Below are 22,350 nucleotides of genomic sequence, written 5' to 3'. Positions count from 1 at the left end.
CGAGCCTCCACGCGGCTTGCGTCCCCGCCGCGGGCCGCTTACACGCCGGCCATGCGCGCCGTCGTCATCCGCTCCCCCGGGGGACCTGAGGTCCTCGAGCTCCGCGACCTGCCCGATCCCGAGCCGCCCTTCGGACACGTCCGCGTCCGCGTCCACCTCGCTGGCGTCAACCGCGCCGACCTCCTCCAGCGCGCCGGCTTCTACCCTGCCCCGCCCGGCGTCCCCGCCGACATCCCTGGCCTCGAATACGTCGGCACCGTCGAAGCCGTCGGCCCCGGCGTCACGCGGTATGCGGGCGGCGAGCGCGTCTACGGCATCGTCGCGGGCGGCGCGTATGCCGACCGCCTCGTCGCGCATGAGCGCGAGGTCGTCCCCGCGCCCGCGGCCCTCTCCGACGAGGACGCCGCGGCCGTGCCCGAGGCCTTTCTCACCGCGCTCGACGCGCTCGTCGTGCGTGGCCGCCTCGTGCCCGGCGAGCGGGTCCTCGTGCATGCGGCGGGCAGCGGCGTCGGCACGGCGGGCGTCCAGATCGCCCACGCGCTCGGTTGCTTCGTGATCGGCACGAGCCGCACCGCGGACAAACTCGATCGCTGCCGCGAGCTTGGCCTCGACGAGGGGATCGTCACGCCGGGCGGCGTCTTCGCGGCCGAGGTCCTCGCGCGGACGGGCGGGGCTGGCGTGGATGTCGTGCTCGACCTCGTGGGCGGCGCCTACGTCCCGGAGACGCTCGCCGCGGCCGCGAAAAAGGCCCGCATCGTGCTCGTGGGCCTGACGGCGGGGGCGAGCGCGCAGGTCCCGCTCGGCGTGCTCTTGCAAAAACGGCTGGAGGTCATCGGCACGGTGCTCCGGTCGCGGCCGATCGAGGAGAAGATCGAGGCGGCGAAGCTGCTCGAGCGCACGCTCGGGCCGTGGCTCTCGCGGGGCATCGTGTGTCCCGTGGTCGATCGTGTGTTTCCGCTCGCGGAGGCGGCCGAGGCGCACCGGTACGTCGCGTCGAACGTGTCGTTCGGCAAGGTCCTGCTCGACGCGCGGATTTGATCAATAAGTCCCGACGAGATCGACCAGGAACGTCCGCCCATTCTGGGGCATCGTTCGGCTCCGGAACGTGTCCGTCACCGGCGCGAGCACACGGCGGTCGGCGAGGTTGTAAAGCCCCACGACGTACCGGAGCCCGTACGCCTTCACCTCGCCTGACACCGTCACATCGGCCACGACCTGGGTCCCCGTCGAGCTGCCGTCCACGAGCAGGCGCGGCGCCTCCAGCGTCATGCGGAGCCCGAGCGACGCGATCGAGGGCAATACAGGGATCACCCCGCGAAAGCCCGCCAGATGCTCCGGCACGTTTCGCACCCGCGGATCGGCGAGCGTCTCGTCGAGGTAGGTCGCGCGTTGATACCCGTACGTCGCGGCGAGCATCCACCCTTTGCGCCACTCGCGCCGGATCTCCGCATCCGCGCCGAGCACGAGCATGCGCGTCGCGCTGTTCGCGTAGGCCACCGTGGGCCTGCCCGGGATCGGCTTCGTGACGATGAGCCCGTCGATGTGGCTGCCGTGCACGGCCACGAGCGCCGCCCAATCTTCGAGGAACCGTTGCGTGTATTCGAGCTCGCCCGACCAGATCTTCTCGGCGTCGAGCGCTTGGAGGGGTTTTTCCTGGGATTGGCCGTTGTCGTTGTAGAGCTGCTCGTAAATGCTCGGCGCCCGGAACGCGCGGCCGCCCATCAGCTTGAGGGTGCCGCCTTTCGCGGGCCGCGTGATGATCGCCGCCCGCGGCACGAAGACCGCGCCGAACGTGCTGTACACGTCGATACGCAGGCCGCCGGAGAGCCGTAGCCACGAAAGCGGCGCGCCCTCCGCGAGCGCATACCCCGCGGCGAACTGGTACGGCCGCCGCTCGTTCAGGTATCGCTCCGTGGTGACGCGATTGACGTCCTCGCGGCCCTGGAGCGTCGCCTCCGGGTGCCATTGCCCCTCGCCGCCCACCGTGACGCGGAGCCGCGGCCCCGGCGAATACACGAGCCGCGCCTCGCCGCCCATCCACGTCCCCGCGAAGGACTCGATGTTGTCGAGCTCCCCGTCGAACGCATACACCCCGTCGTACGTGTAGCGGTTCGCGTGCGCGCGCACGAGCAATTGCAAGGATTGCGTCAGGCGCGGCTCGAAGCGCGCCTCCACCATCATGCGGGTATCCGCGAACGCGGTCCGCGGGTTGCCGGCTTGCGTCGCGTACGCGCCCACCGGGGTCGCCTGCGTCCGGTGGTGCACGAGCCATTGCAACGTGGCCGGGCCCCAGTATGCGCGCCCGGCCGTGCCGCCCGCTTGGAAGGCCTCGACCCCGCGCACCCGGAGCGGATCCGTTTGGCCCGTGATCGGCACCTCGAGATCAAACCCGTCCGATTGCGCGCCCCACCCGCTCGCCCAGATCCCCTTGTCTTGCCCCTTCCGCAGGTGAAACCCGCCGCGCCCGCGCAAGACCGCGCCGTCGTAGCTCCCGACCCCCACGTGCACGCCCGTGGGCTCCTCGCGCGAGCGCGTCACGAGGTTCACGATGCCCGAAAACGCGCCGGCGCCGTACAGCAGCGATCCCGGGCCACGCACGATTTCGATGCGATCCACGTCGTGCAAATCGCCCCGGCCATCGGAGCCGATGTACGAGCTGTTCAGCAGGTTGTCATTGAGCGCCTGCCCGTCCGAGAGCACGAGCACGCGGCTGCCATAATCGTTTGGCTGGCCAATCGCGCGGATCGAGGCCGACGCATAGGCCCGATCGTTCGACATGGCGACGCCGCGCACGCCGCGCAGCGCCTCCGCGATCGTCGGATACCCGAACGCCGCAAGCTCGCGCCGATCGATCACCGTGACCGAGCTCGGCGCGTCCTCGATCCGCTCGGAGAAACGCGACGCCGCCGTCACCTCGCGCAGCGGGACGAGGTCGAGCGTGCCGAGATCCACCTGCTCGCCCTGCCGCACCACGATGTCGCGCACCACGGGCGCGTGCCCGGGCAAACTCACGCGCACCTGCCGCGCGCCCGCGGGCACGTCGCCAATCACCGCAGGCGAAAACCCCGCCGCGCGCCCGTCGATGCTCACGAGCGCGCCCGGCTCCGTCGTCCCCACGACGAGGGTCCCCACCGGCGGCCGCAGCGTGACGTTCACCTCGGTCGTCTCGCGCGCCACCACGTTCACCGTCCGCGCCGGCGCGGACGCGCCCTCGGTCGTCACGTAAAGTTCGTGTTTGCCGGGCGATAGCGCGAGCTCGCAGGGGGCGACGCACGCAGGCGCCCCCGTCTCCTGGTCGACCCGCACCGTCCCGCGCGCCGCGCCCGTCACCGTCACCTTCACCTTGCCGACGATCCGCGTGAGCGAGAGCGCGACGCGGGTCTCGCTCCCGCGCTTGGCCACGACCTCCTCGCTCGTCCTGGGCTCGTAGCCCGGGAACTCCGCGATCACGCGGTATTTGCCCTCGTTCACCGCGAGCGGACGTGGCGCGCGGCCCCGCGAGCCGAGGTCCTTTCGATCGATGTAAATCGTGGCGCCGGGCGGATCCGTGACGACGTCGAGGACCGCCACGTTCGGCGCGAGGCGCGTGATGGCCGACTTCGAGGCCTCGATCGCCGCGGGCTCCGTCTCCCCGGCGAGGGCATCGACGTAATAACGGTGCGCGTCGGGCCATTGCCGGAGCTGCTCGAACGAGCGCGCGATGTTGAACACGACGCGCCGGTTCGGGACGAGGCGGTTCGACAGCAAAAAATGCTCGAGCGCGCTCGTGTACTCGCCCTTCTGGTAATCGGCTGCGCCGAGCTGGAAATGGAGCTCGGCCTCGTCCGCGAGCCCGTCGGCCGAGGCGCGCGGCGCGCCGAGGAGCACGAGCGCGGCGGCGAGAAAGGGGCCGAGGACACGAGAAGGCCTCATCAAGGACACGCGTCACCGACCCAGGTAAATGTCGCTCTTGCCCGTGGCCTTCGGCGCGGCGGATCCGCGCGACGAGGCGCGGGGCCAGGGCGCGAGGCCTCGGGCAGAACCACTCGCGCTCGGGGCGACCGGCGCGGCGCTCGGCGCGGCCAGGGCCTCGCTCTCGGCCGGCGCGGCCACAGGCGCCGTCGAGGCCGGAGGCTCCACCACCGGCGTATTCGTGGGCGCCATCCCGGGCGCCGTTTGTCCTGGATTGGTTTGTCCAGCCGGAGTTTGGCCAGCCCCCTCCGGCGCCCGCAGCCCCACGAACGCGACGCTCCCGCCCACGACGAGCGCGAGCGCCGCCATCACCACGAAGGGCAGCGCGCCCGAGCGGCGCTTCGGCGGCGTCGCTTGCGTGATCGCCGCGAACGCCGACGAAGGCGCGCCGATCTGCATCGCCGCGGGCGTCTCGGCCGAGATGCCGAGCGCCGCGCCCGACCAGCGCGTCGTCGGGGGATCGACCATCGCGTACGCGCTGCTTGCAGCCGGGGCCCCGGGGGCTTGGGGGCGGAGCTCAGTTTGTCCGAGCGGAGCCCCCCCACGTGAAGGCGTCTCGGAGAACGCCTGCGCCCCGCTCGGCGGACGCGGCGGGGCCGAAAGGCGCGCGCGCTCGGGCTCGGGCAGCGGCACCAGCATTCGCTCGTGGATCCCGGCATTCGCCTCGCCGGGCGGCAAGAGCGCGACGAGCGCCGCGTGCATCTCGGCGGCGCTCTGGAAACGCTGCGTGGGATCGAGATCGAGGGCGCGATGCACGACCGCCGCCACCGCGGGCGGCACCCACGGCGCGAGCCGCTCCACGCGCTCGGCCGGCTCGGTGCAGATCGCGATGATCAGATCCCCGAGCGCGCCGCTGTCCCGGTGCGGCGTCACGCCCGTGAGGGCCTGGTAGAGCACCACGCCGAGCGACCACAGATCCGCGCGGCCGTCGATGTGCTTGTGCCCGCGCGCCTGCTCCGGCGCCATGTAGAGCGGCGAGCCGAGCATGCTGCCGGTTTGCGTCAAGCTCGTCAGCTCGCCGGCCTGCGCCATGCTCTCCGGATCGGGGGCGAGCTTCGCGATGCCGAAATCCAGGATCTTGACCGTACGCTCGCCGGGCTGCGGGCCGCTGGTGAGGAACAGGTTCGCCGGCTTCACGTCGCGATGCACGATGCCCTGCGCGTGCGCGACCTCGAGCCCGCGGCAGGCCTGGGCCACGATACGCACCGCGAGATCGGGGCGGACTGGCCCGAGGCGCTTCAAGACGGCCCGCACGTCCTCGCCTTCGAGCACCTCCATCACGAGGAAGGGCAGGCCCTCGTCGCCGTCGCGCCCTGCGTCGATCGCGCGCACCACGTGGGGCGTGCTGAGGGCCCGCGCCGCGCGCACCTCGCGTTCGAAACGCGAGAGCAAGAGCTCGTTCCTCGCGACCTCCGCGGTCACGACCTTCACCGCGACCCGCGCGCCGCCCTGCGTATCGGTGGCCTCGTAGACGGCGCCCATTCCGCCTGCGCCGAGCCTGCGTTCGATCCGATATCGGCCGCCGATGAGGTCCTTCATGCCGAGCGCGAAATCCACGCTAAGGGATCTCGCGCGTCGTCGCAAGGCTCGGGTTGACGCCCGCGGCTCCTTCGTGTTCGCATCACGTATGCGCCCTCGCCTCGAACGCCCCCTCGCGCCCCTCCTCTTGCTCGGTGTGACGAACGTCCTCGGCGGAACGGCGTGCACCCTCGAGCCGCAGGAGGTCCCCACGGCGCAGCCCACACGCGTCGAGGATCCGCTGATCTACGCGGATCCGCGCGTCGGCAGCGGCGGGTTCGGCTTCGCGAATGGAAGCGCCTTCCCGGGCGCGGCGGCGCCGTTCGGGCTCGCGAAGGTCGGCCCCGATACCCGCGGCCCCTACGATACCATCAATTTTTTGCATTATTCTGGCTACTGGGCCGGCGACGATCAGGTCCGGGCGTTTTCGCACCTGCACCTGCATGGCACGGGCGCGACCGATTACGGCGTCCTCGGGGTGATGCCGATCGACGCGTTCGAGGCATCGCGCTTCTCGGCGCCCGGCTACGAATCGCACTTCGACAAGGCGACGGAGACGGCCTCGCCCGGGTATTACGCGGTCACCCTCGATCGGGGCACGATCCGCAGCGAGCTCACGGCGACGCGGCACGCGGCGCACCACCGGCACGGGTATCCGGCGGGCACGAAGGAGGGGCATGTCGTCTTTGATCTCGACCATCACCTGGGCGGGGGCGAGGTCACGCAGGCCGAGTTCACGCTGGAGCCCGAGGCGCAACGTATCCGGGGCAAACTGCACCACGTGGGCGGGATGTCGGGCGGGTTCGGGGGCTACGACGTCTTCTTCGACGCCCGGACGCGCGCGCCGTGGAAAGCGGCGCAGGTCTGGTCGAACGGCGACGCGCCCGCGGAGGGGACGTCGGGCAGCGGCACGAAGGTCGGCTTCGCGCTCTCGTTCGACCTCGGCGCGGACGGGGCGGTCGAATTGAAGGTCGGGCTCTCGTTCGTCTCGCTGGAGAACGCCACGAAAAACCTCGAAGCCGAGATCCCGGACTGGGATTTCGACGGCACGCGGGCGAAGACGGCCGCGGCCTGGAGCGATCTCCTCGGCCGCATGAAGCTCTGGGGCGGGACGGAGACCGAACGGCGCATCTTTTATTCGTCGCTCTACCGCGCGTTCCTCATGCCCACCGCGTCGAGCGACGTCGACGGAAGTTACATGTACGGCGGCGAGCAGCACACCGCGGATGGTTTTTCCTTCCTGACCGATCAATCGCTGTGGGACACCTACCGCACGGTGACCCCGTTTTATTCGCTCGTCGCGCCCGAGGCCGCGCGCGACACCGTCCGATCGCTGCACGCGATGGCCGAGATCTCCGGCTTCTTCCCGAAGTGGCCCATCGCCACCGGGGAAGCGGGCACGATGATCGGGGCCAGCGCCGACGTGGTGCTCGCCGACAGCTACATCAAGGGCGTCACGGATTTCGACGCCGAGGGCGCCTACGTGATCGCGCGGCGGGCCGCGGTGGATCCGGTCGAGCCGCCCGGCGGGCGCGGCGGGCGCGGGGACGTCGTGCCGTACATGGAGTACGGCTACGTGCCGTCGAGCGTCGGCCGCTCGGTCTCGCACACGCTCGAATACGCGCACGACGACCTTGCGCTCGGCCTCTTCGCGAAGGCGCTCGGCAAAACGGACGACGCGGCCATGTTTGCCGAGCGCGCGAACAACCACAGAAACCTCTTCGACCCCGTGACGGGCTTCCTCCGCGCCAAGGACGAGGGCGGGACCTTCGTCGAGAGCCCGTACAACCCGTACGCCATCTCGGACCATTACGCCGAGGCGAACGGCTGGCACAGCCTGTGGGCGCAGCACGACATCCCCGGGATCGCCGAGCTCCTCGGCGGGCAAGCGCCGTTCGTGGAGAAGCTCCAGCGTTTCCTCGACGAATCCGTCGCCGACCTGGAGGAGCGCCCCATCGAGGACAACTTCGCGTCGGCGGCGCCACGCAATGCCTACTGGCACGGAAACGAGCCGGACATCCACGCGGCCTATGGCTTCGCGCAGGTCGGCCGCGCGGACCTCACGCAGAAATACGTCCGCTGGGTGGCGCGCGCCCATTACACCGACAAGCCCGGCGGCCTCGCCGGCAACGACGACGGCGGCACCCTCTCTTGCTGGTACCTCTTCACGGCCGCGGGCTTCCACCCGATCCCCGGCACCGATCGGTACATCCTCGGCACGCCCTTCTTCCCCCGCATGGAAATCGCCGTGAAGGCCGGCACGATCGTCGTCGAGGCCCCCGCCGTCTCGGCCGAGAACATCTACGTGCAGGCCGTCACCTGGAACGGCCAAGCCCTCGACAAACCCGAAATCCTCCACGGCGACCTCGCCCAGGGCGGCACCCTCCGCTTCGAGATGGGCCCCGCCCCCGGCCCCTTCGGCGTCACCACGCCCTGACAAACGATTTCTACCATGAACGCTCCCCTCCCCTCCGTCTCGCCGCGGCACGTGCTCGCCGCGGCGAAGAGGCTCGCCCCGAGCGGCCTCATTCGACACACGCCGCTCGATCCGAGCCTGCCGCTCTCGGCCACGATGCCGGCCGACGTCTTCCACAAGCTCGAGCTCTTCCAGCCCACTGGCTCGTTCAAGGTGCGCGGCGCGGCGAACAAGCTCCTGCGGTTGCGCGACGAGGAGCAGGAGGTGTTTCGGCGCGGGTTCGTGGCCGCATCCGCAGGCAATCACGGCCTCGGCGTCGCGCACGCCGCCGCCGCGCTCGCGGCGCGCGCGACGCTCGTCGTGCCCCGCACGGTTTCTCCGGCCAAGCTCGAATCCCTCTGGCGGTACCCCGTCGAGCTCATCGTCTCCGTGGGCAATTACGACGTCGCGGAGGCCGACGGCCGGCGTATCGAGGCCGAGCGTGGGCTCACCTTCATCTCGCCTTACAACGACGCCGACGTCCTCGCCGGCGCGGGCACGATCGGTGTCGAGATCCTCGCCGACCTCCCCGACGTGGATCTCGTCCTCGTCCCCGTCGGCGGCGGCGGGCTCGCCGCGGGCATCGCGCTCTACGTGAAATCGCTCGCGCCCCGCACCCGTGTCGTCGGCGTGCAAAGCGAGGCCTCGCCCGCCATGCACAAAAGCCTCACCGCGGACCGCATCACCGAAGCCGAGGAGTTGCCGAGCCTCGCGGATGGTTTGTCGGGCAATATCGAGGCCGGCTCGATCACGTTCGACCTCTGCCGGCGCTTCCTCGACGACATGGTCCTCGTCACGGAGGCCGAGATCGCCGAGGCGATGCGCCATTTCCTGCGCGAGGAGCGCCTCATCGTCGAGGGCTCGGCCGCCGTGGGCGCGGCCGCGCTGCTCGCCGGGAAGATCGATCTCGCCCGGACCGGTGTGGCGCGGCCGCGGGTTGTGAATGTGGTTACCGGACGCAACGTATCGGAAGCAACGCTCCGGGGCATTCTTTCGCCTCCGGAGGCAGGACGGAGCGATGCCTGAGCCTTGACAGGCCCGCGAACATGCCTCCACCATCGGATGATTTCGAGGAGGGGAGACCATGCTCGAGGCGTCCACGGTATCCATCGTCCACGACGACGCCCGTCTCGCAGGCCGCGACGCCGCGGACGAGCTCGTCGACGTGATGGGCGGCCGGCCCGATTTCGTTTTGCTCTTCGCATCGGCGAAATACGAGGGCCGCGCCGTGCTCGACGGCCTGCGCGGCCGCCTTGGCAGCGGCGTGCAGATCGCGGGGTGTTCGAGCTTCGCCGAGATCGACGGCAAGGGCGGCCTCACGGAGTCCGTCACGGCCATGGGGTTCCGGCTCGGCAGCGCATTGCGCGTGGCGACGCTCGCCGATGTTTCGAGGGACGGCGACGATCGGGGCCTCGGGCGGCGCCTCGGCGAGCGCGCACAGGCCCTCGATCCGAGCCTGATCCTCGTGTTTTACGACAGCTTGCGCGTCAACGGGCCCAACGTCCTCCGTGGCCTGCAGGACGTGCTCGGCGCGACGTTCCCCATGGTGGGCGGAGGCGCCGGGGATCTCGGGGATTTCGTCCGGGCCTATCAGATCGCGGACGGGGAGGTCCTCACGGGCGGCGCGGCCATCGCCGTGTTCTCGGGCCCCATTCGGATCGCGACGGCGGCGCGGAGCGGCTGGATGCCGGTCGGCGGGGAGCACCGGATCACCGCGGTCGAGAAGGGGAATGTGCTCCTCACGATCGACGATCGCCCGGCGCTCGAGTTGTACCAGGAATACCTCGGCCCCCGCGCGGCCGCCGTGGCCTCGCTCGCCGTCGAATTCCCCCTCGCGGTCGTGGGCGGCCTCGAAGGCACGTGCCGGCCGGCCGAAGGGGAAATCGCCGTGCTCCGGGCGGTCGCGGGCATCGACGTCCAGCGCAAGGCGCTCCTCCTCGGCGGGGATTTGCCCGAGGGCACGCTGGTGCGTATGACGACGGGGACGCGGGAAGAAGTGATTCGCGCCGCCGAGGAAGCGACAGCGCGGGCCTTGCGTTCCCTGCCAAACCCTTCGTGCGCGCTCCTCTTCGATTGCATGGCGCGCAAGCTCGTGCTCGGCACGCGGTACCGCGACGAGCTGAAACAACCGATGGCGCGGCTCGGGTCGATCCCGAGGATCGGGTTTTACACGCACGGCGAGCTGTCCCCCGTCGACGGCGTCTGCATGTGCCACAACGAGACCTTCACCCTCGCGCTGCTCGAGGGCTGACGGCCATGCGTTGCACCTCCTGCGTGCTCGAACACGAAGGCGCGGCGCATTCCCTCGACGATTTCCTGGATCAGCTCGGGGGCTGCGACGAATGCCCGCTCCTCGGCGAAGGCGCCTCGCCGATCGTACGCGGGCTCGTCGCGCGCCAGCACGAAGCCGCGCGTGCGCTGCGAAAGCTCGGGCAAAGGGCACGCGCCGCCGAGGCCGCGGTGCGGGATCTGGAGGCGAGCGCGACACGAAACGAGGAGCGGCTCGCCACGCTCGCGAACCTGCAAAAAGCGAGCGCCGCGGAGGCGGAGGCGGCGCTCGATGAAAAAGAAGCGGCGATCCTCGCGCTCTCGACGCCGATCATCCACGTGCTCGACGGCGTGGTCGTGCTCCCGCTCATCGGCGAGCTCGACGCGCGCCGCGCCGAGACGATGACGAACGCGCTGCTCGACGAGGTCACGCGTTCGTCGGCGAGGCACGTCGTGATCGATTTGACAGGCATTCACGCGATGACGGCGGAGACGGCCGAGCACCTGCTGCGGGTGGCGCATGCCGTCCGCCTGCTCGGCGCGGACATCGAGCTCACGGGCCTGCGCGCGGACGTGGCCCGCACGGTGATCGAGCTCGGCGTGGATCTCTCGCGCATCCGGACGCGATCGAGCCTGAAGCAGGCGATCGCCCACGCCTCCCGGGCCCCACGCGTGGCCCGTTCCTGATTTTTCTATTCGATCGCGTCCGTCGACCGCGCGCGCTCGCGTAGCAAAAACTTCTGGATCTTGCCCGTCGAGGTCTTCGGGAGCGGGCCGAAGACAATCTTGCGCGGCGCCTTGAAATGGGCGAGGAGCGTCCGGCAAAACGCGATGAGATCCGCCTCGGCAATGGTGGCGCCCTCTTTCGTCTCGACAAACGCGAGCGGGGTCTCGCCCCATTTCGGATCCGGCGCGGCCACGACGGCCGCGGCGAGCACGGCGGGGTGGCGATAGAGCGTGTCCTCCACCTCCAGCGAGGAGATGTTTTCCCCGCCCGAGATGATGATGTCCTTCGAGCGATCCTTGATCTTCACGTACCCGTCCGGCTGGAGGACGGCGAGATCACCCGAATGGAACCAGCCGCCCCGGAACGCCTCCTCGGTGGCGCGCGGGTTCTTGAGGTAACCCTTCATGACGATGTTCCCGCGGAACACGACCTCGCCCATCACCTCCGCATTGGCGGGGACGGGCTCCATCGATTCGGAGTCCATCACGGTGAGCCCCTCCTCGACGAGGTACCGCACGCCCTGGCGGCCCATACGCTCCGTGCGATGGCTGATGTCGAGCGCCGCCCAGGCCTCGTGCTTCTCGCAAACGGCCGCGGGCCCGTAGGTCTCGGTCAAACCATAGACGTGCGTGAGATCAAAGCCCATCCGCTCCATGCCCTCGATCATCGCCGCCGGCGGCGCCGCCGCGGCCACCATGGCGTGCACGCGGTGCCGGATCCCCTCCCGGAGCGCGGGATCGGCGTTCACCAGCATGGCGTGCACGATCGGCGCGCCGCAATAATGCGTCACCCCGTGCTCGCGGATCGCCTCGAAGACGTGGCGCGCGTCGACCTTGCGCAGGCACACGTTCGTCCCGGCGTTCGCCGCCATGGTCCAGGTGAAACACCAGCCATTGCAGTGGAACATGGGGAGCGTCCAGAGGTACGTCGCGTGCTTCGGCATGCTCCAGGTGACCATGTTGCCGATGGCATTCAGGTACGCGCCGCGGTGGTGATAGACGACGCCCTTGGGATCACCCGTCGTCCCCGAGGTGTAGTTGAGCGAGATCGCCTCCCACTCGTCCTCCGGCACGCGTGGCGTGAACGCGGGATCCCCCTCCGCGAGGAAAGCCTCGTATTCGAGCGCGCCGAGACGCTCGCCCGGCCCCTCGTACATCGGATCGTCCACGTCGACGACGAGCGGCTTCGATTGCGCGAGCGCGAGCGCCTGCCGCGCCGTCCCCGAGAGCTCACGATCGACGAGCAGGACCTTCGCCTCCGCGTGATCGAGCATGAACGCGATCGTCGCCGCGTCGAGGCGCGTGTTCAGGGTGTTCAGCACCGCGCCCGTCATCGGGACGCCGAAATGGGCGTCGAGCATGGCCGGGATGTTCGGCAGGAGCACGGCCACCGTGTCCCCCACGCCGATCCCACGTCGCGTGAGCGCCGACGCGAGCCGCCGCGCGCGTTCGTACGCCTCGGACCAGGTAAAACGGAGGCGGCCATGCACGATGGCGACGCGATCCGGGTACACCGCCGCCGCGCGCTCGAGGAACGTGACAGGCGAAAGCGGGGCGAAGTTCGCCTTCGTGCGGGGCAATTCTTCGTACGGGTTCCGTTTCGTGCTCATGCTCGAAGGCGGAGCCTATCACGCCTCCCACTGTTCGAGCGCGCCTCGTAACGCCGAGACGGACGCGCTCCGCAGGTACACGACCGGCGCGTCGCTGATCCCGAGGTTGTGCACCTGATCCCGGAGCGCATGCGAGACCATCGTCACCATGATGATGACGAGCGCGACCTTCCCCACGTCGCGACGCACCCCTTTCGGCACGCGCGTCTCGTAGTGCTTGAGGGTCAAGCCGTGCTTCTCGGCGACGTCACGGTACCTGTCCGACATCCCGCCGCTGCCGCCGATCACGAGCACGGTCCGACCACCACGCGAATCCTTCTCGACCTCTCTGGCAAGGGCTTCTCGGCTCATGCCAGACGTCCATCGCAAGCTCCGGGCCAGCGCAGACGATCGCGTTTTCCCCGTGTTTTGCAGGGGGAGACGCTTTATTCCCGGCCAAAATGTCGACCCGCCCGAAGCGCGCTCTGACAAGCTGGCAAGGGGGGTGTCTCCGTGGCGGACGCTACGCCAAAGTGCCCCTCACGCCGGCCCGAGCCATTGCGACGCCGTTTCGAGCAGCCGCTGGTGGTCCGGCACCTGTTCGAGGAAGCTGCGCCGGAAGCGCCGATCGCCAATCTTGTCGGCCTTCTCCAAGAGGCGCCGCCGCGCCTCGCCGAGGCGGCGCTTGGCCTCGGGCTCCTGGCCGGTGGCGCGCATGGCGAGGGCCTGCACGAGGCGCGTCAATGCGTCCCCTTCCTCGATGCCGCCAATCCGCTCGAGGTGGCTCGCCGCCTCGCTCGCAGGCGCCAGGGCGGCGAGCGCGTGGCCCTCGGCGAGGAGCGCGTCCGCCAGCACCGCGAGCGCATAAGCGCGCTTGGGCGGCAGATCCTCGGCCTCCTCCGCCGCCGTGCGCGCGAGCGTCACCGCGCCGCCGTGATCGCCCTGCATCGAACGGATCCGCGCCGCGTAGATGAGCAGCCCCGCCTCGCGGCGCCGATCGTTTCGCTGACGCGAGGTCTCCAAGGCCGCCTCGATGATCGGCAGCCCCTCGGCGTCCCGTCCGAGGTGCGCGAGGCAATACCCGAGCGCACCCTGGGCGAACGGCAAGAAATCGAGCTGCATGGGCTCGGCCACCGCGACGGCCCGCCGCAGGCCAAAGCAGGCTCGATCGTAGGCGCCGAGGTGCATGTACGCGAGCCCGACGTTCGTCCGCTGCACGCAGGCGTTGCGAATGTCGCTCGCCTCGGTGAACCCGTCCACAGCGGCCTCGACGCGGCGCAAATACGCCGCCGGATCCCCCTCGAAGATGGCGATCTCAGCGCGGGCCGCGGCGAGCCAGGCCCGGAGGAAGGGGCCCACGACGCCCGCCCGCGCGACGCGGCTGTGGGCATCGCGCGCGAGCTTGCGGCCGAGCTGCGGGACGCCCGCGCGAATCACGAAAATCGCGAGCCGGCAGGCGCTCACGAGGTGCGCCTCGGTCGTGACGCCCTCCTCCTCTTCGAGCTGGACGAGCTCGTCCACCCGCGCGAGCAGCCGATCCTTGCGGCCGAGGTAGCCATACGCAATGACGAGGTGCCCGAACGCGGCATGCCAGCCGTTCGAGCCGCGCGGCATGCGGGCCATCGCCTCCTGCGCCGCGCGCGCGGCCTCGCTGTACTGGCCGAGCCAGCGCTGCGCGATGGCGAGCACGAGCCAGGCCTTGCCGCGGACGTCCTCGTTCTCGCCGGGGATTTCGAGCGCGATCTGCGCCCAGCGGATCGCGTCGGCGAGGGCGTTCACGTCGAGCGCCTCCTCGGCGAGCTTGACGGGGTCCTCCTCGTCCGTGTTGTGACGCTGGCTCTCGGACCCGCCCCACTCGGTCCGCGAAGCCGGGAGCGGAGTCAAGACGGGCACGCGCGGCCGCTGCAAGAGCGCACCGGGGCGCGGCGGCAGCGGGGGCGGAGGGCGGTTGACCCGGACGTACCCACCACCGTCCTCAGGCAGATGGGCACCGAAGCCGTCGTGGAGGTCGTGCACCGGCGCGTCGAGCACCGGGTCCTCGATCGGGACGACGTCGGCGAACGCCGGCCCCACGAACTGGCCCGGGTGCGGCGCCGCGTGCCCGACGAGCAAGCGCGTGCCGCCGTGGGCCTCGCAGAGCGCGTCGCGGAAGTCGAGGATCGTGGCGAAGCGCTCCTTGAGGTCACGCGCGAGCGCACGCGCGACGGCGGGCGCGAAGGGCCAGGCCGCCTTGGGCGCGACAAAGTCGAGCGAAGGAGGCGGGTCGGACGAGACGATCTTCGCGAGCAGCTTGGCGAGGCCGTCGGCCCCGAACGGCTGCACGCCCGAGAGCATCTCGAACGTGACGACGCCCATCGCCCACACGTCGGCGCGCGTGTCGATCTTCTCGGCGAGGACCTGCTCGGGGGCCATGTATTGCGGCGTGCCGAGGAGCATGCCGAGGCGCGTGAGGCTCTGCTTGCCCGGGTCGTGGAGCTTGGCGAGGCCGAAGTCGATGATCTTCGGGATGATCTCGCCCGACGGCGAGCGCGCGAGGATCACGTTCTCGGGCTTGAGATCCCGGTGGATGATGCCGGACGCATGCGCGGCGGCGATGCCGCTCATCACAGGCACGAGGATCGCGAGCGCCTCGTCGGGTTCGAGCGGCCCACGCGCGTCGAGGTGCTCGCGCAAGGTCTGTCCGACGAGCAGCTCCTGCACGAGGTAAAACGCGCCGTCGCGGCGGCGGCCGACCTCGAGCACGTTGACGATGTTCGGGTGCTGCACGCGCGCCGCGGCCTGCGCCTCGCGGCGGAAGCGGGCCACCATCGAGGGGTCGGTGGTGTAGTGCGGGTGCATGAGCTTGAGCGCGACCTTGCGCTCGATGAGCGTGTCCCACGCCTCGAACACCGTGCCCATGCCGCCCGAGGCGATCACCCGCTGGAGCGCGAACTTGTCGGCGACGACGGTGCCCGGCGAGAGCGGGATGCTGCTCGGCGGCGCGATGGATCGCGGCTCGGGGTCGAGGTCGGGCAGCGCATCGTCGTGGTGCATGCCCGGGGCGAAGGCTCCCTCGTCGTTCCGATCGTCGCCCACGGACGTGCTCCTCTCGGTTGTCCCCGCGAAACGCGCGCGGCGCCGTTATACCCAGGCACGCGCGGCAGGGGAAGCGGGGTTTGGCTCGTGTTGGTGAGGCCGCCGCGCTGGGGCGTCGCCCCAGGCCCCACCAGGGGCTGTCCGCCCCTGGACCCGGACCAGCCAGGGGCTGGACCCGTGGTCGATGACCTGCGCGATGCGCAGCTCATCGAGCAGGCCGTGGCGAGCTTCGCGGTGGAAGGGCTTATACTGGCCCGCGACCAGGGACAAGGTCCGTGGAGAGTTCTTCATGACCGAGATTGTCAAGCCGCCGTTCGAGCAGTTCCCCAAGATCCCGCGCCTCAACCGGCTGTGCGTCGCAACGGAGAAGATCGACGGGACGAATGCGTGCATCTACATCGGCGAGCCCGTCTCCCCCAACGCCGGTAAGCCGAACCCGACGATCCTCCTCGCAGGGTCCAGGACCAGGTGGATCACGCCGCAGGACGACAACTTCGGCTTCGCGCGCTGGGTCGAGGAGCATCGCGAAGAACTCATCACCGGCCTCGGGCCGGGCCTGCATTACGGCGAGTGGTGGGGAGCGAGCATCCAGCGGCACTACGGCTTGAAGGAGAAGCGCTTCAGCCTCTTCGACACCCAACGCTGGGGAGACAACGCGGTGCGTCCGGCGTGCTGCGGCGTCGTCCCGGTGCTGGCGCAGGGGATGGACATCCGCGCCGTCACCGAGAAGGCGCTAGCCCTTCTCCGCAAGGAGGGTTCACGCGCCGCGCCCGGCTTCATGCAGCCCGAGGGCGTGGTCATCGTCCACTCGGCCTCGGGCGGGTTGTTCAAGGTCACGCTGGAGAAGGACGAGGCCCCGAAGGGGCAGGGCAAGGAGGAGCCACGAGCCATCCGGCCTTCGAAGTGAGCGCTGGGGCGTCGCCCCAGGCCCCAGGAGGGGGCTGTCCGCCCCCTCGACCCCGGACCAGCCAGGGGCTGGACCCAAGGTCGATGACCTGCGCGATGCGCAGCTCATCGAGCAGGCCCGGGCAAGAGCGGCGACGCTTCGGCCCATCGAGACGGTAGGCAGAGTTCCCTACGGTCGAATCCCAAGCAGCGAGAGCGCATCCGACCAGAGAGGCCAGAGCGTGCGGTCGGGGTGCGCCATCAGCACGAGCGCGCCATTGTCGAGGCGCCTGACGTACGCCGGCGTATGCTCCTCGATGAAGCGGATGTGCTCCTCGGTCACGGGGATCATATCTCGCTCGTCGGCGGAGGCTCGTCCGATTTCGTCGATCAGGCGCGAGAGCTCCCATTGCATGGCTTCCCATGTGGGATGTAGCTTTTCTTGGGCTGCCTCCAGGGCCTCGATCAAGGCCTTGGGAGGCACGTCGAGCGCGGCGAGCACTTGTTCACGCGCCAATCGCTCTTCATCGATGATCCAGACGCTGCTCCCGCGCGGCGACGCTTCGACGCGCGCCCGGAGCACGTCGAGAGGAGAGCTCACGGCGAGATCGATCCGCTCCTTGTCGTGGAGGTGCATCCACGTCAGCGCGAGATCACGGCCGGGATATCCATCCGCGTGGTAGGTCCCTGCCATGGTCATGGGAGCGCCCCAGTCCGGCCCTTCGCCACAACCGCCTGTTGTGATGGCTGGGCTCGCCGTGCAAAACCGAACGAGGAGGTCGTAGCTGTCGATCAGCGCGATTTTCCAAGCAACCCCGGCCTCCATGGCCAGGGACGAGGGACCTCCGTGTTTCAGCCGCGGCAGCTCCGCCGGCAGGAGGAAGCCCTCCTCGAACCCCTTGTACCAGAAACCGATGTCGAGCGTGCTGCCTCCGCATCCGACCAGGAAGAATTTTTCTGCCTTCCAAGCCATGTTCACGTTGACACGGAATGCAAGCTCACGGCCGGACGCCGCCCTAAAATCGACGAGCTGCGCGCTGTTGCTCCCGTATTTCTCGTACCCTGGACGAAGCAACTCGGCCGCTTGCTTCGGGGGCAGGAGATACTCCGTGTCATCGTCGCCCATGACCATGAAACGCGATACGGGCCAATGCCCAGACGCGCCCACCAAGGTCGACAAGGCCGACCCGAAGGCCTCGAAGCGCTCGGCCTCTGGGCACCACGCGAAGAACGTTGCCCAGGGCCTCGGACCCTCGCCCGCTGGCTTGCGGCTCCATTTTCTTCTCATATCTCCACCACGTGGACGACGAGGTCGACGTTCTTCGCTCCGGTCACCTTCACGAGCTCTCCTGTGGCCATGCTGGTCAACTTCCCACCCTCTCCGATCTTAAAACCCGCCTTGAGGTTCGCCCCTTTCGGCACGACAATCTGCACGCGTTCCACGAAGCCGGCAACGTTCCTCTCGCCCAGCTTGGCCATGACGTTGTCGAACTGACTGAGCGCCTTCGGCACGTTGACGACGCTCATCGGGCCGACAAACTTCGAGTCGCTGAGGACGAGCCCGTTGGTCGGCGTAACCGTGAGGAAATCGCAAGCCCTGGAGACGCCCCGCGTCTGGGAGCTCTCGAGGATGTCCAGCAATCTGCGCACTTCGCCGTCCCCGAGCGCGAGTATCTTGTGTCCCTCCTTCTTGATCAAGTAGAGCGCCACATCTCGCTCGAACACGTGCTCGAGTTTCTCGCTGAGCTTGTAGCCACCGCGTTTGAGCTCTCTCCACTTTTTTATCCGACTCGTGCGCAACGCCTCGACGAGCTCTTCCCCGAACTCCACGACCCCCTGCGCCGTCGCCTTCCCGACCGCGCCGATCGGCGCATTCTTCATTCCCTTGTGGAACGCGACGCCCGCCCCCACGCCCGTCCCGACCGCCGAGAAGATCCGCTCGCCGAGCGACAGATCCCTCCCGGCGGGCAAACAAAACTCCTTCCCCGTCACCGCCTCGCACAAATCGAGCACCGCCCCCACGTACGGCACGAACCCGATCCCGATCCGCGTCGCCGCGTGCGTCATCGTCACTATCACGTCGACGTAGGGCGCCGCGACCTCGCCGAGCTCCGACACCCCCGCGGAAAACGCCCGGATCATCTGGAAGAGGTGCGTCTTCTCCAGATCGACCGTGCCCCCATCGCCGACCCCCATCGCATTGAGCGCGTCCTTCAACTCGTCCGCGTATGCGCCGTACAGGTTCTTCAAGACCCCGTCCACCTGCGCGCGCACGTCCGGCGGCACCTGCGAATCCAGGAGCCAATCCGCGGCGTCCATGTAGTGCTTCAGGTGGTTCGTCACCTTGTTCTGCGCGTTCAAGAACGCGCTCATCTCGGCCTGCGTCACGCCCGAGCCTGTCAGCAGCGCCTTTTCGATCGCCGCCTGGTTCGACCGCCACGCGCGTACCGTCGCGACGAACGAGCCCCTATCGATGACCTTGCCACCCGATACGTCCTCCGCGAGCGCCGCGATCACCGCGTCCGCATACGCGGCATAAGGATCCTTCCCCGGCTCGAACGCGCCCGGCACACCCGAAAGATCCGGGATGTCGACCGAGGGCGCCCCGCTCGGGCCGAGCCCGTAGTTGAACGGATCATCCGGATTGAACCCGTCCGTGCGCGCGTCCGCCGTCAGGAAGTCCGCCACCGCGTCCGCCTGCGCGCCGAACTCCGCGGCCAGGCTCGCGAGCTCGTTTTGCAGGTCGACAACGCTTTGCTTGAGATCGTCGATCAGCTCCTTCAGCGCCGCCCGCGTCGCCTCGTCGACGACGCCCGTGTATCGATCGAGGATCGCGTCGAGATCCACCTGCGCGATTTCATCGAGCGGCCTCTGCACCAGATCGTGAAGCTCCAGATCGAGCTCCCGCAGGAAGCTCAGCCGCTCGTCGAGCTCCGCGATCGCCGACGCGTTCGCGAGGAGCGCCTCTCGCTCGTGCGCGATGGCCACTTCCAGGTTCGTGATGGCCTGCGCGAGCGGAGGGTTGATCTCGGCAAGCGCGAGGCCGACCTGCGTGCTGCCGCTGAAGGCTGTCCCATCGCGGCGGACGTCGAACAGCGGCTTCTGGATTCCGAGCGTCGGCGCGACGAGCGTCACGAAATTCTGCGAATGGACGCAGGTGTTGTTGCCGGTGGAGGCAGTGACCCCGAACGAGAACTCGTTCGTGCCCATGCGCAGCAGCACGGAATCGAAGGGGGCTTCCGCCACATTCCCCCGCGAACCGTCGGGGCTCGCGAAGTAGGCCCCGGGCACCTCGAAGGTGGCCAGCGGCATCCCATTCCCGTGGAAATAGGCGCCTCCTTTCATGCTGAGCCTGGCGTCCTCGCAGGAGTTGCTCTCCTGGAACATCTCCCAATGCACGGTATACGGCGTCCCTGCGAACGCCGTCATTGGAAGGACGCATGCAAGGAGCAGGACCACCAAGCAAGGAAGCCTTCTCATAACCCCTCCGTGCTCTCGAGCGTCTCGAGCTCCGCCGCCATCGCCGCGAACCGCTGCCGCAGCGGCTTGCACGCCGCCTCGCGGAACGAGGACAATCCCTCCGCGCAAAGCGGCTTCAACTGGAGCAGCGTCTTCAACGTTCGACGGTGCTTCGCCGCGTCGGGCGACGCGAGCGCGTTCCCCGTCGCGCCGGCCTCGTCGAGCTGCGCGAGGAGCGCGCCGGTGTCCGCCTGAAATGCGGCGGAGGCCTTCGCGCGGCGCGACGCCATCACACCTTCGCCCGCGACCGGGCCAGCACCGAGCAAGGCGAGCGCGTGCCGTCGCAAAACGAGCCCCATCACGAGCGACGTCGCCATCCTGTCGCTGCGCTTGACCCGCTGTTCCACGTATCCGAGCATGGCGTGGATCGACCGCTGCGCGCCCGACGTCATGTCCGGCATGGCCGCGCCGTGCTCCGCCATGAATTCCATGTGCGGCGCGATCGCCTCCTCCGAGGTAAGCTCGAATTGCAGGATCTCCGCGGACAGCTCGAGCGCATGAAGCACGAGGTCATTCGGCTTCGCGCTCGCGGCCTTCGCCGTGCTCAAGATCGTTTGCTCGACGTCGTCGATCGTATCGAGCGTCGTCGTCGACGCATCATCCGCGAGCTTCTCGTACGCCTCTGTCTCGGCCGCCTCGGTCGCGCGATAGCTCGAATACTCCGCGACGATGTTCTTGTATGCAGCGCCGAGCGGCGAAGCGTCCTCCTTCGCCCCGTCGAGGACCGACCACGCCGCGCCCATGGCTTGCTTGTCGCTCGCGATCTCCGCGACGAGCGGGTCTTTCTCGGTCTTCGCTTTGTCCGCGAGCGCCGCCTTGAAATTCCCGATCGCGTCGACGGGCTCCTCCGATAGGATCTGCCGCTGTCTGCGCTTCGCTTGCCGGAGGAGCTCTCCCAGCCGGCCGTCCATGCTCGCTCGATAGGACTCGGCGCTCCCGGCGTTGACGCGCAAGTAGAAGAGCACTTCGTCGATCTCCGCGGACCACGCGTGAAGCTTGCTCCGGCTGCGGACGAGCTCGTCGAGCGTCACGTCCTCCGGCCATTCCGCCCACATCTGGATGGGCAATGTGCCATGGGCCTTCGCCTCCGCCCACGCGCTGCTCGGCCCGCGTTTCGTGCTCACGCAATACGCGCCCCCTTCGCTCGGCGACGCGCAGAATCGTCCCAGGGAGGGCTCGTCGCCCAGGAAACACGAGGACAAAGCCCCCGTCGCGGCGAGAAGCGCCGCGCGGATGAATGGTTTCGACTTCATTTCTATCGGATAACCGAAAGACCAGCGAAGAGCCAACCAAGCATTTCGACATACACCGAGGGCATATGCTGATTCCTCTGTATTCTTCGCCGGATAGAATCGCTCACGGTTTACGGCCTTGACAGATCCTGCCGTCCATGGCCGCGCCCCGGGTTATTCGAGACAATCGCTCGACGCGCGCCATCGCCACGCGCATCACGCTCACGGTTTACCCCTCGATTGCCCTGCCGCCGATGGAGCGTGCCCCCGGGGTGGCCACGTCCGTTTCTACGCGGCAAACGCTACGCCCAGTTCGCGGCACGCCGGGTCCCTCCATACGACGCCAGCATCCCGGACCCAGCGGGGCGCACGGACGACGCAGCTTGTCAAGGCGGAAGGAGTGTGCTGGCGCGCGCGGAGGCGGAAGCCGACATGTCGGCCGGACGATCCGCCTTCCGAATCCTCGCCGTCCGGCCCTGGCGCCGAGCATGGGTCTCATCGTGAAGTCGCTTCGCTGGGGCTTTGCCCCAGGCCTCACCCGGCCCCCCCCGTGGCGCCGTGCACGGGCCCGCGTTCTTCCTGGCAATCCGTTCTGCAACATCCGCCGACGCGGGCACAAGATCGATCGCCCGCGGATCGGACGCACATTGTCCCAAAGCACTCGATTGCACGCCCCCGCCCCCGCGCGGCAACCCCCTCCCCCACGAATGCATCCCCAAACCCCGCCACGGCACGCCATCCACGCAGGAAGGCACCCCCTCTCCCCGCGAAGGCACGCTCGCCCCACCCCAAGGCAGGCCCTCGACGTGTGGCGGCACACGTCGAACCCCTGAAGGCACGCACCGACCGCAGGAATGCAGCGCGCCGACGTATGAATGCACACGCTCGCTCCGCCACGGCAGACGTTGCCGTCACGAAGGCACAATGCCGACCCGTGAATGTACAGCGGGCGCGGAGCTGGGGCGTTGCCCCAGGCCCCAGCAGGGGCTGTCCGCCCCTGCACCCGGACCAGCCAGGGGCTGGACCCAAGCTCGATGAACTGCGCGATGCGCAGTTCATCGAACGGGCCCGGTCAAGACTGCCAATGACCCTGCCAACCAAGACAGCCGCGCTGCGGGTTCGGCTGGCAACC

The 22,350-nt window shown here is 69.1% G+C and carries 14 protein-coding genes; 6 read left to right on the top strand and 8 right to left on the bottom strand.

Features of this window, described 5'->3' with window-relative positions; genetic code table 11:
- The first annotated feature begins 51 nt into the window (after positions 1 to 51).
- Positions 52 to 1,038: an NAD(P)H-quinone oxidoreductase gene (locus POL67_RS22120; protein ID WP_271920158.1), complete on the top strand. Its 987-nt coding sequence runs from the start codon at positions 52 to 54 to the stop codon at positions 1,036 to 1,038.
- Here POL67_RS22120 and POL67_RS22115 read toward each other — a convergent pair whose 3' ends face one another.
- Together POL67_RS22115 and POL67_RS22110 are read right to left on the bottom strand one after the other, a co-directional pair.
- Positions 1,039 to 3,912: a TonB-dependent receptor domain-containing protein gene (locus POL67_RS22115; RefSeq protein WP_271920156.1), complete on the bottom strand. Its 2,874-nt coding sequence runs from the start codon at positions 3,910 to 3,912 to the stop codon at positions 1,039 to 1,041.
- Between the two features lie 12 nt (positions 3,913 to 3,924).
- The gene (locus POL67_RS22110) at positions 3,925 to 5,508 is read right to left on the bottom strand and encodes a serine/threonine-protein kinase (RefSeq protein WP_271920154.1); all 1,584 of its coding nucleotides are present in this window, start codon (positions 5,506 to 5,508) and stop codon (positions 3,925 to 3,927) included.
- A 70-nt stretch (positions 5,509 to 5,578) separates the two neighbouring features.
- Here POL67_RS22110 and POL67_RS22105 point away from each other — a divergent pair, with 70 nt between their 5' ends.
- The 4 genes from POL67_RS22105 to POL67_RS22090 are packed head-to-tail and all read left to right on the top strand — an operon-like array spanning position 5,579 to position 10,879.
- Positions 5,579 to 7,906, top strand: coding sequence for a GH92 family glycosyl hydrolase (locus POL67_RS22105; RefSeq protein ID WP_271920152.1), 2,328 nt, complete (start codon positions 5,579 to 5,581; stop codon positions 7,904 to 7,906).
- A gap of 15 nt (positions 7,907 to 7,921) precedes the next feature.
- Positions 7,922 to 8,950 carry a threonine ammonia-lyase gene (locus POL67_RS22100; RefSeq protein ID WP_271920150.1) on the top strand — a complete coding sequence of 343 codons (1,029 nt, stop codon included), beginning with the start codon at positions 7,922 to 7,924 and terminating at the stop codon, positions 8,948 to 8,950.
- Positions 8,951 to 9,008: 58 nt separating this feature from the next.
- Complete coding sequence (locus tag POL67_RS22095) at positions 9,009 to 10,175, top strand: FIST signal transduction protein (protein WP_271920148.1); 1,167 nt, start codon at positions 9,009 to 9,011, stop codon at positions 10,173 to 10,175.
- 5 nt (positions 10,176 to 10,180) lie between these two features.
- Complete coding sequence (locus POL67_RS22090) at positions 10,181 to 10,879, top strand: STAS domain-containing protein (protein WP_271920146.1); 699 nt, start codon at positions 10,181 to 10,183, stop codon at positions 10,877 to 10,879.
- Between the two features lie 5 nt (positions 10,880 to 10,884).
- On the opposite strand, the gene POL67_RS22085 is transcribed toward POL67_RS22090, so the two are convergent.
- The 3 genes from POL67_RS22085 to POL67_RS22075 form a co-directional block, all read right to left on the bottom strand.
- A complete protein-coding gene (locus POL67_RS22085) occupies positions 10,885 to 12,528 on the bottom strand; it encodes an acyl-CoA synthetase (protein ID WP_271920144.1) in 1,644 nt (547 codons plus the stop codon).
- An 18-nt stretch (positions 12,529 to 12,546) separates the two neighbouring features.
- The gene (locus POL67_RS22080) at positions 12,547 to 12,879 is read right to left on the bottom strand and encodes a DUF2325 domain-containing protein (protein WP_271920142.1); all 333 of its coding nucleotides are present in this window, start codon (positions 12,877 to 12,879) and stop codon (positions 12,547 to 12,549) included.
- A 168-nt stretch (positions 12,880 to 13,047) separates the two neighbouring features.
- Complete coding sequence (locus POL67_RS22075; protein WP_271920140.1) at positions 13,048 to 15,582, bottom strand: serine/threonine-protein kinase; 2,535 nt, start codon at positions 15,580 to 15,582, stop codon at positions 13,048 to 13,050.
- Positions 15,583 to 15,871: 289 nt separating this feature from the next.
- Here POL67_RS22075 and POL67_RS22070 point away from each other — a divergent pair, with 289 nt between their 5' ends.
- On the top strand, positions 15,872 to 16,489 hold the full coding sequence (locus POL67_RS22070; protein WP_271920138.1) for an RNA ligase family protein: 618 nt from the start codon (positions 15,872 to 15,874) through the stop codon (positions 16,487 to 16,489).
- A 168-nt stretch (positions 16,490 to 16,657) separates the two neighbouring features.
- Here POL67_RS22070 and POL67_RS22065 read toward each other — a convergent pair whose 3' ends face one another.
- The 3 genes from POL67_RS22065 to POL67_RS22055 all read right to left on the bottom strand — a co-directional run bounded on the left by POL67_RS22065 (position 16,658) and on the right by POL67_RS22055 (position 21,239).
- On the bottom strand, positions 16,658 to 17,593 hold the full coding sequence (locus POL67_RS22065; RefSeq protein WP_271920136.1) for a hypothetical protein: 936 nt from the start codon (positions 17,591 to 17,593) through the stop codon (positions 16,658 to 16,660).
- A 158-nt stretch (positions 17,594 to 17,751) separates the two neighbouring features.
- Positions 17,752 to 19,896 carry a hypothetical protein gene (locus tag POL67_RS22060; protein WP_271920134.1) on the bottom strand — a complete coding sequence of 715 codons (2,145 nt, stop codon included), beginning with the start codon at positions 19,894 to 19,896 and terminating at the stop codon, positions 17,752 to 17,754.
- A gap of 47 nt (positions 19,897 to 19,943) precedes the next feature.
- A complete protein-coding gene (locus tag POL67_RS22055; RefSeq protein ID WP_271920132.1) occupies positions 19,944 to 21,239 on the bottom strand; it encodes a hypothetical protein in 1,296 nt (431 codons plus the stop codon).
- Positions 21,240 to 22,350 lie beyond the last annotated feature (1,111 nt).

This window comes from Polyangium mundeleinium, from assembly GCF_028369105.1.
Classification (GTDB): domain Bacteria; phylum Myxococcota_A; class Polyangia; order Polyangiales; family Polyangiaceae; genus Polyangium; species Polyangium mundeleinium.
The sequence above is the reverse complement of the archived record's forward strand: the minus strand, read 5'-3'. Positions and strand labels throughout refer to the sequence as shown.

Bases quoted from the DNA above. Each gene is read 5' to 3' on its own strand.
- POL67_RS22115 (WP_271920156.1), bottom strand. From the start codon at position 3,912: ATGAGGCCTTCTCGTGTCCTCGGCCCCTTTCTCGCCGCCGCGCTCGTG.
- POL67_RS22105 (WP_271920152.1), top strand. From the start codon at position 5,579: ATGCGCCCTCGCCTCGAACGCCCCCTCGCGCCCCTCCTCTTGCTCGGT.
- POL67_RS22060 (WP_271920134.1), bottom strand. From the start codon at position 19,896: ATGACGGCGTTCGCAGGGACGCCGTATACCGTGCATTGGGAGATGTTC.
- POL67_RS22070 (WP_271920138.1), top strand. From the start codon at position 15,872: ATGACCGAGATTGTCAAGCCGCCGTTCGAGCAGTTCCCCAAGATCCCG.
- POL67_RS22120 (WP_271920158.1), top strand. From the start codon at position 52: ATGCGCGCCGTCGTCATCCGCTCCCCCGGGGGACCTGAGGTCCTCGAG.
- POL67_RS22055 (WP_271920132.1), bottom strand. From the start codon at position 21,239: ATGAAGTCGAAACCATTCATCCGCGCGGCGCTTCTCGCCGCGACGGGG.
- POL67_RS22100 (WP_271920150.1), top strand. From the start codon at position 7,922: ATGAACGCTCCCCTCCCCTCCGTCTCGCCGCGGCACGTGCTCGCCGCG.
- POL67_RS22080 (WP_271920142.1), bottom strand. From the start codon at position 12,879: ATGAGCCGAGAAGCCCTTGCCAGAGAGGTCGAGAAGGATTCGCGTGGT.
- POL67_RS22090 (WP_271920146.1), top strand. From the start codon at position 10,181: ATGCGTTGCACCTCCTGCGTGCTCGAACACGAAGGCGCGGCGCATTCC.
- POL67_RS22095 (WP_271920148.1), top strand. From the start codon at position 9,009: ATGCTCGAGGCGTCCACGGTATCCATCGTCCACGACGACGCCCGTCTC.
- POL67_RS22085 (WP_271920144.1), bottom strand. From the start codon at position 12,528: ATGAGCACGAAACGGAACCCGTACGAAGAATTGCCCCGCACGAAGGCG.
- POL67_RS22065 (WP_271920136.1), bottom strand. From the start codon at position 17,593: ATGGGCGACGATGACACGGAGTATCTCCTGCCCCCGAAGCAAGCGGCC.